At 57.5% G+C, this 426-nt stretch carries 1 rRNA gene; it reads right to left on the minus strand.

Annotation, left to right across the window (positions count from 1 at the left end):
• Positions 1-426 (minus strand): 16S ribosomal RNA (locus BCY78_RS24365); the annotation flags it as partial.

Raw genomic sequence — 426 nt, forward strand, 5'->3', positions numbered from 1 at the left:
AAGCCGCCTACGCACGCTTTACGCCCATTAATTCCGATTAACGCTCGCACCCTCCGTATTACCGCGGCTTCTGGCACGGAGTTAGCCGGTGCTTCCTCTGATGGTACCGTCATTCCTCATATCTATTAAATATGATATTTTCTTTCCATCTGACAGGAGTTTACAACCCGAAGGCCGTCATCCCTCACGCGGCGTCGCTGCATCAGGCTTTCGCCCATTGTGCAATATTCCCCACTGCTGCCTCCCGTAGGAGTCTGGGCCGTGTCTCAGTCCCAGTGTGGCCGGTCGCCCTCTCAGGCCGGCTACCCGTCGTCGCCTTGGTGAGCCGTTACCTCACCAACAAGCTGATAGGCCGCGGGCTCATCCTTCACCGCCGGAGCTTTCCACCCACCGAGATGCCTCGGCAGGTCGTATCCGGTATTAGAC

It is taken from the genome of Pararhodobacter sp. CCB-MM2, assembly GCF_001691415.1.
Lineage (GTDB): Bacteria > Pseudomonadota > Alphaproteobacteria > Rhodobacterales > Rhodobacteraceae > Pararhodobacter.